The 6,630-nt window shown below is 56.5% G+C and carries 8 protein-coding genes; all 8 read right to left on the bottom strand.

Annotated elements, in window-relative coordinates:
* Window positions 1-284: 284 nt before the first annotated feature.
* The 8 genes from ACKTSJ_RS10930 to ACKTSJ_RS10895 all read right to left on the bottom strand — a co-directional run bounded on the left by ACKTSJ_RS10930 (window position 285) and on the right by ACKTSJ_RS10895 (window position 6,431).
* Window positions 285-2,738, bottom strand: coding sequence for a heavy metal translocating P-type ATPase (locus ACKTSJ_RS10930; RefSeq protein ID WP_407900170.1), 2,454 nt, complete (start codon window positions 2,736-2,738; stop codon window positions 285-287).
* Window positions 2,735-3,397 (bottom strand): HD-GYP domain-containing protein, encoded by a 663-nt coding sequence (locus tag ACKTSJ_RS10925; protein WP_407900169.1) that lies wholly within the window; start codon window positions 3,395-3,397, stop codon window positions 2,735-2,737. Before ACKTSJ_RS10925 ends, ACKTSJ_RS10930 begins: the two co-directional genes overlap by 4 nt.
* Window positions 3,398-3,466: 69 nt before the next feature.
* Complete coding sequence (locus ACKTSJ_RS10920) at window positions 3,467-3,949, bottom strand: YHS domain-containing protein (protein WP_407900167.1); 483 nt, start codon at window positions 3,947-3,949, stop codon at window positions 3,467-3,469.
* A 55-nt stretch (window positions 3,950-4,004) separates the two neighbouring features.
* Window positions 4,005-4,703 carry a lycopene cyclase domain-containing protein gene (locus tag ACKTSJ_RS10915; protein WP_407900166.1) on the bottom strand — a complete coding sequence of 233 codons (699 nt, stop codon included), beginning with the start codon at window positions 4,701-4,703 and terminating at the stop codon, window positions 4,005-4,007.
* 27 nt (window positions 4,704-4,730) lie between these two features.
* Complete coding sequence (locus tag ACKTSJ_RS10910) at window positions 4,731-5,207, bottom strand: hypothetical protein (RefSeq protein ID WP_407900164.1); 477 nt, start codon at window positions 5,205-5,207, stop codon at window positions 4,731-4,733.
* Complete coding sequence (locus ACKTSJ_RS10905; protein ID WP_407900162.1) at window positions 5,204-5,851, bottom strand: methyltransferase family protein; 648 nt, start codon at window positions 5,849-5,851, stop codon at window positions 5,204-5,206. The genes ACKTSJ_RS10910 and ACKTSJ_RS10905 overlap by 4 nt, the downstream gene beginning before the upstream one ends.
* Entirely contained in the window at window positions 5,848-6,081 is a 234-nt protein-coding gene (locus ACKTSJ_RS10900; protein WP_407900160.1) for a DUF2933 domain-containing protein, read from the bottom strand. The genes ACKTSJ_RS10905 and ACKTSJ_RS10900 overlap by 4 nt, the downstream gene beginning before the upstream one ends.
* 80 nt (window positions 6,082-6,161) lie before the next feature.
* Entirely contained in the window at window positions 6,162-6,431 is a 270-nt protein-coding gene (locus ACKTSJ_RS10895; protein ID WP_407900158.1) for a hypothetical protein, read from the bottom strand.
* Window positions 6,432-6,630: the final 199 nt, after the last annotated feature.

The following is a 6,630-nucleotide window of genomic DNA, read 5'->3' as shown; positions in this document are numbered from 1 at the left end:
ACCGGAATATGGGTAAACTGATTTCAAATCGGCACCAAAATATTTGCGCCACAAACCCACCCGTTATTGACCTTCGTGGCGAGAATGACTAATTTAACCGGACACTACTGGTGTCATAGAAATATAAATAGAATCAAGGCGGTTGTGTGTCTGTATACGATAGAGTGGGAATAAAAATATCTTTTACTTCTCATCATCCTAAATCCAGAACCACCCCACGCCTGCACTCTGGCGTGGCCCCCAAACCAACCTGCCATACCGTACATCATATATAACGGGGCCGCTCATAGCGGCTGCCGTTTCAGGCGCAAGGCGTTCGTGATCACGGAGACTGAGCTGAAGCTCATCGCCGCCGCCGCGATGATGGGGGAGAGCAGCAGGCCGAAGAACGGATAAAGCACGCCCGCCGCAACGGGGATGCCCAGCACGTTGTAGATGAAGGCGAAGAACAGGTTCTGGCGGATGTTGTGCATGGTTGCACGGGAGAGGCGCAACGCGCGCACGATGCCGCGCAAATCGCCTTTGATCAGGGTGATACTGGCACTTTCCATCGCCACGTCGGTGCCGGTGCCCATCGCGATTCCCACCTGCGCTTGCGCTAAAGCAGGTGCGTCGTTGATGCCGTCGCCTGCCATCGCAACGATGCGTCCTTCTGCTTGAAGTTTCTTTACGATCTCGGCTTTTTGTTCGGGCAAGACTTCCGCCTCGATGCGGTCGATGCCCAATTTTTTCGCCACCGCTTCCGCCGTGATGCGGTTGTCGCCGGTCAGCATGATGACCTGCACACCTTCCTCATGCAGCGCGTGGATCGCTTCTGCCGTGGAGGCCTTGACCGGATCGGCCACGCCGATCAGTCCCGCTGCCTTGCCGTCGATCGCCAGCAACATCACCGTTTGCCCGTCGCTGCGCAATGCCTCGGCGCGCGCGGGCAAGTCGCTCGGATCAATCTGCAATTCCTCGAACAGTTTGAGGTTGCCCAGTGCGACCTGATGTCCCTCGACTGTCCCCGTCACTCCCTTGCCAGTGATCGAGCGAAACACGCTTACTGCGGTCAGTTCGATGCCTCTCTCTTTTGCGCCTTGAACGATGGACGTAGCCAGCGGATGTTCGCTGGCGCGTTCCAGGCTGGCAGCCAGCCATAACACCACGCCTTCCTCGAATCCGTCCAGCGGAATGACCGAGGTCAGTTTCGGTTTTCCTTCTGTCAATGTTCCGGTCTTGTCCACCACCAGCGTGTTCACCTTTTCCATGGTTTCCAGTGCCTCGGCGTTTTTGATCAGCACACCCGCCTGTGCACCGCGTCCGGTGCCGACCATGATGGACATCGGCGTGGCCAGCCCCAGCGCGCAAGGGCAGGCGATGATCAGCACCGCCACGGCGTTGACAATGGCGTGCGCCAAACGCGGCTCCGGCCCAAAGATGCCCCATATCGCCAGTGTGGCGAGTGCAGCCAGCACCACCGCCGGAACGAAATACCCGGCAGTCACATCGGCCAGCCGCTGGATCGGTGCGCGCGAACGCTGCGCCTCGCTCACCATATGCACGATCTGCGCGAGCAGCGTATCGGCGCCGACGCGCTCGGCGCGCATCAGCAGACTGCCCGTGCCGTTCACCGTGGCGCCGATCAGCCGCGCACCTGCGGTTTTCTCGACGGGAATGGATTCGCCGGTCACCATGGATTCGTCCAGCGCGCTCGCGCCTTCCAGCACCACGCCGTCCACTGGCACTTTTTCACCGGGACGCACGCGCAGCACATCATTCGGCTGCACTTGTTCCAGCGGAATATCTTCCTCGCTGCTGTTAAGAAGAAATTCGCGCAGCGATTCGATCGCTCCCTCGCCCTGTGGGAGAGGGTTGGGGTGAGGGGAACGGACGATGCGCGCCGTCTTGGGAGCGAGACCTAAAAGCAATTTGATCGCGGCGCTGGTCTGGCTGCGCGCGCGCAACTCCATTACCTGGCCGAGCAGTACCAATGCCATGATGACCGCCGCCGCCTCGAAATACACCGGCACCGTGCCGCCCATGCTGCGCATCGCAGGCGGGAAGATGCCCGGCAGCAGCATCGCCACCACGCTGTAGCTCCACGCCACGCCGACACCCAGCGAAATCAGGGTGAACATGTTGAGATGGCGGTTGACCAGCGATGCCCAGCCGCGCTGGAAGACCGGCCAGCCGCCCCATAGCACCGCAGGCGTTGCCAGGGCGAATTCCAGCCATTGCAGCACGGTCATCGAAACTAAATCCGGCACCAGTTGCGGTGCGAGGTCGGAAACCATCGCCATGACGAATACCGGCAAGGCCAGCACAGCGCTGAACCAGAAGCGGCGTGTCATGTCATTCAGTTCGCTGTTGTCTTCTTGCGCAGAGGCATTGCGCGGCTCAAGAGCCATGCCGCAGATCGGGCAACTGCCCGGTGCATTGCGCACCACTTCAGGATGCATGGGACAGGTATATTCGACTGATGCCGTGACAGGCGTTTCCGGTTCCAGCGCCATGCCGCACTTGGGGCAGTTGCCCTGCGAGGGTTGGCGAACTTCCGGGTGCATCGGACAGGTGTACATCGCAGCGGAGGGTTCTGGCACTGCTGTCTGCGGCCTGGAATACGCTGCCGGGTTTGCCCGGAATTTATCCAGGCAGTGCTGCGAACAAAAAAGATAGCGCCGACCTTCATGCACCAGATGATGGTCTGAATTATCTGCGACTTGCATGCCGCAAACGGGGTCAATTTCGTGCGTCATGGCTTGCTCCTGTTGTATTGGTTCGATGGAAAAGCGGTAGCTTGTGATTGCATACATTTGGCTGCCACCATTTCACGCAATGTTGTTTCCTCTGCCAAAAAAGCCTGCACTGCCAGCGGATCGAATTGTGTGCCGCTCATCCTGATAATCTCATCACGCGCCTGGTCAAATGAGCTTGCTTTGCGGTAAGAACGATCGGAAGTGATTGCGTCGAGCGTATCGATTACTGCAAACAGTCTTGCCCCCAAACAAATCTGCCCGCCACTCAATTTGCGGGGATAGCCGCTGCCATCGAAACGTTCTTCATGGCACAGGATGATCTCTGCGGCTTCTTCCATGCCGGGTATCTGTGCCACGATACGGTGCCCTTTTTCCGGGTGAGTGCGCATCTCATTCCACTCGTCTTCGTCGAGCGCATCCTGTTTCAATAAAATAGCATCATGCACGCCGATCTTGCCGATGTCGTGCAGCAATGCCCCCCAGTAGATATGTCGCAGCCGATGCGGGTCATTGATGAAACGTTGTGCCAGCACCAGGGTATGACAGGCAACCCGTTTGGAGTGGTCTCCGGTTTCATGCTCGCGAATATCCAGCGCCTCGGCCAAGGCATGCGCGAAGGCGGCATCCGCTTGTTCCATAATGTCTGCTTTTGCATTCATTCAAAACTCTCCTATTTCAAACTGAAACAGCATGCTTTCCATATGACCCGTAAGGCATTGGCGAGTCAGTTAGTGGCAACAATCTTTATTTGAGACTTCAAGGCTGCCGACCTCGCACTCCTCCAGGTAATTGATAAACGCCAGTTTGAGACGGTCAGTCCACCCCCCACCGAGCTGCACTCCGACCAATGCCAGTTGGTCTGCAATCTGTTCAGTGTCCACCTGCATCAGGTCGTACTGGATTTGCATCGTGCTCCCCTCGATGCAAACTTCCTTTACACCCATCATCTCAAGCAAAGCGTTTTTTACCTGCTCCGCCTGAGCCTCATCCAGTGATTCAGCCAACATCAGACTGCGTTTCTTGATAACTTCTTTCCCTTGCTGCGCGGGTGCTTTGTGTCCGGGAACTCCAACATATAAGTGCGGGTTTTCCAGAAATCGTTGCCTGCATTGCGCCGAGCAAAACGCGTAATGGATCCCCGCATATTCGGTGGCAAACGAAGTTGCGGGGACTGCCATCTTGCATACCGGATCTTCGACTGTTTCATTCACAATGATTCTCCTTTCACATAGTTCAAATGCGCCGCCGCAAAATCAATCCCGACCATCAGGTGCTGCGATGCCAGGCGAGATGCTCATACACCCCGGACCAGTACGCCCCAATGCCGAAGCCAAACAATAGTTCTTCAATGGGGAAAGCACCGAGCATCACGCCGCTCAGCGCAGGAAGATTCCACACCCGTGCGATATAGCCCGGAGCCATCAATTCCAGCGCGGTTAAAAAGACCAGGTAAAACCCGGCAAACAATACACCGCCAATCAAGGTTTGCCTGGCCAGATCGGGGCGACACAGCACATTGGATAATCCACCTGCCAGCAACGCGGCGATGCCTGGATAAATTGGATTCCAGGGCAGAAAATACAGCGCGACGAACACCACGAACGGCGCGCCCAACGCGACGCGATGAAAGCGATGGCGCGGACTGTTGCGCTCGTGCATGTCCATTGGCATCAGGTGCTTCCCAGTCAATGCGTTGTACAGAACCGCCCCCACCCCGCCGATGCCGAAGCAGAAGATCAGGCTTTCGATGTCGAAACCGGTGCGTTGAGCCAGGTCGAACAAACTGGGCGGATTCCAGTACTCCGGCACGAAGAGCGGTTCGGTCAGGCCGAACCACGCGGTCAGCGAACTGCTCCACCACATCACGCGGCGCTGTGCGGGAACGGCTGCGTACAGCACTGCCCATGGCACGAGGAAGGCGAGCGCCCAGAGCAGCCAGATATAGTGATCATTCTCCAGAAACATTGCTTATCCTCCCTGGCAGCGGCGCGCTCATGGCTGTGTGAGTTGCCTGCGTACCACCCACAGCAGCAAGGGTGGAATCAACACCCATTGCAGCAGCGGCAGCAAGCCGGTTTCCAGCAGCGGCAAACGCGGCATGGCAGCAGCATACTGCCAGCGCCCGGCAACCTGCGTCGCCCAGTATTCCACGACGACCGTGTACAGGAGACCGATGACGACATAAGTGCACAGAGTCCGGATCGAGAGGCGAGCGATCCAGCCACGCGTGCCCGCTAGCAAGGCAATCGCCCAGAATGCCAGCAGCGCTATCACGCCATCACCCGCTGCGGCGCGCACGCACACCGCCACGCCATCCCAATGCGCGAGTTCAGGCATCCTCTCGAAAAAACGAATTTGCAGCAGCTCCCAGGGCAAATTAAGCAGGAAGGCAAACAGCAACACGTTCGGTTCGGGTTGCCTTGTCACGCTGGCGAGGCTGCTGCCAAGTTTCTGGACGATACTTTTCATTTTTCCTGATGCCTTGAGAGTGCAGGCCAGAATGCCGGGGTTGCCGCACGATAGCGGGTATATGCGGCACCGAATTTTGTCTCGGCATCTTGTTCTTCGGCATATGCCAGGCGCACATAAACCCAAACCAGAATCGGGAACATCAGCAGCGTGATGATCGTCGCCCATTGCAACAGGAATCCGAACATCACCAGCACGAAGGCGACGTATTGCGGATGACGGATGCGCGCATAGGGGCCGCTGGTTGCGAGTTCGTTTTGTTGCACCGCCCGATAGAGTACCGGCCATGCACTGGACAGCAACCAGAATCCGCCAACGATGAAAAGCATGCTGAGGATATGGAATGGGCCGAAATGGGGGTTGGATCGCCAGCCAAACATCATTTCAAGCAGATGCCCGGCATCATGCGACAACCAATTCACCTCCGGGTAATGACTCTGCAACCAGCCGGAGAACAGGTAGATGGTCAGCGGAAAACCGTACATCTCGGTGAATAATGCCACGATGAAAGCCGAGTAAAGTCCGAGTGTGCGCCAGTCGCGTTGCGACTTTGGCTTGAAGAAACTGAACGCAAACAGGATGAAAAATGCCGAGTTGATGATCACCAGCGACCACAGGCCATATGCGTTTCCCGTGGGGTTCATTTTTTGCCCCCTTCGTGATGCGCGTCATTCCCGCCCTGATGTCCGTGGTGCATGAACAGGTGCATCAACGGGCAGGCGAGCAGCAACAGAAACGGCAGTGCGCCCAGCAGGTGGGCGCGGTGTTCGCTCAACAGAAAAAATGCGGCAATCGCCAGAAAGGCTATGAAGATCCAGTTGTAACCACGCAGTGCGGCATGGCGCGTGGGCTCGGCAGGTCGGTCATTTTCCATTTTTTGCTCCTTTCGAAACGAGAACCAATTGACTGCGCGGCAAGGTACTTCGCAAACCGGCCGCGCAGTCGACTGCCGGACTAGTGCCTGTCCTTGGTGTGGTCGTGCATTTTCATGTGTTCATGCATATCCATGTTCGGCATATCGCCAGGTTTGCCGCCTGATTCGGGCATGGGCATCCCGGTTTTTTCTTCCATATGGTTATGCTTCTTCACCGGTTTCCTGGCTTCTGTCTTCTCAACTTTTTGAGTTTCAGCTTTGGTATCTGCATGATGTTCTTCATTGGCATAAGCAGTCGAAGCTGCGAATGCGGCAAGTGTGGCGGCGAGTAGTGAGGTCTTCAGTTTCATTTTGTACTCCTGAAATTAAAGTTGAATAAATTTTCTGAAAAACGTTGGATCAAATAGCCATAGAACCTCCTTTCAAAAAAACCAAATAAAGGGTCTTCGTGAAAGAGTGTGGGTAGAATTTAGCATGAAATCCTCTGCAAGCCTTGTGGCATCTGGCAAAATCCGGTCTGCACCTGTCGCGGGAAACGGGAGGATTTCT

This window comes from Ferrigenium sp. UT5 (genome assembly GCF_045866295.1).
Taxonomy (GTDB): Bacteria; Pseudomonadota; Gammaproteobacteria; order Burkholderiales; family Gallionellaceae; genus Sideroxyarcus.
This window is presented reverse-complemented; position numbering and strand designations above follow the sequence as displayed.

Bases quoted from the DNA above. Each gene is read 5' to 3' on its own strand.
- ACKTSJ_RS10930 (WP_407900170.1), bottom strand. From the start codon at position 2,738: ATGACGCACGAAATTGACCCCGTTTGCGGCATGCAAGTCGCAGATAAT.
- ACKTSJ_RS10925 (WP_407900169.1), bottom strand. From the start codon at position 3,397: ATGAATGCAAAAGCAGACATTATGGAACAAGCGGATGCCGCCTTCGCG.
- ACKTSJ_RS10900 (WP_407900160.1), bottom strand. From the start codon at position 6,081: ATGGAAAATGACCGACCTGCCGAGCCCACGCGCCATGCCGCACTGCGT.
- ACKTSJ_RS10915 (WP_407900166.1), bottom strand. From the start codon at position 4,703: ATGTTTCTGGAGAATGATCACTATATCTGGCTGCTCTGGGCGCTCGCC.
- ACKTSJ_RS10905 (WP_407900162.1), bottom strand. From the start codon at position 5,851: ATGAACCCCACGGGAAACGCATATGGCCTGTGGTCGCTGGTGATCATC.
- ACKTSJ_RS10895 (WP_407900158.1), bottom strand. From the start codon at position 6,431: ATGAAACTGAAGACCTCACTACTCGCCGCCACACTTGCCGCATTCGCA.
- ACKTSJ_RS10910 (WP_407900164.1), bottom strand. From the start codon at position 5,207: ATGAAAAGTATCGTCCAGAAACTTGGCAGCAGCCTCGCCAGCGTGACA.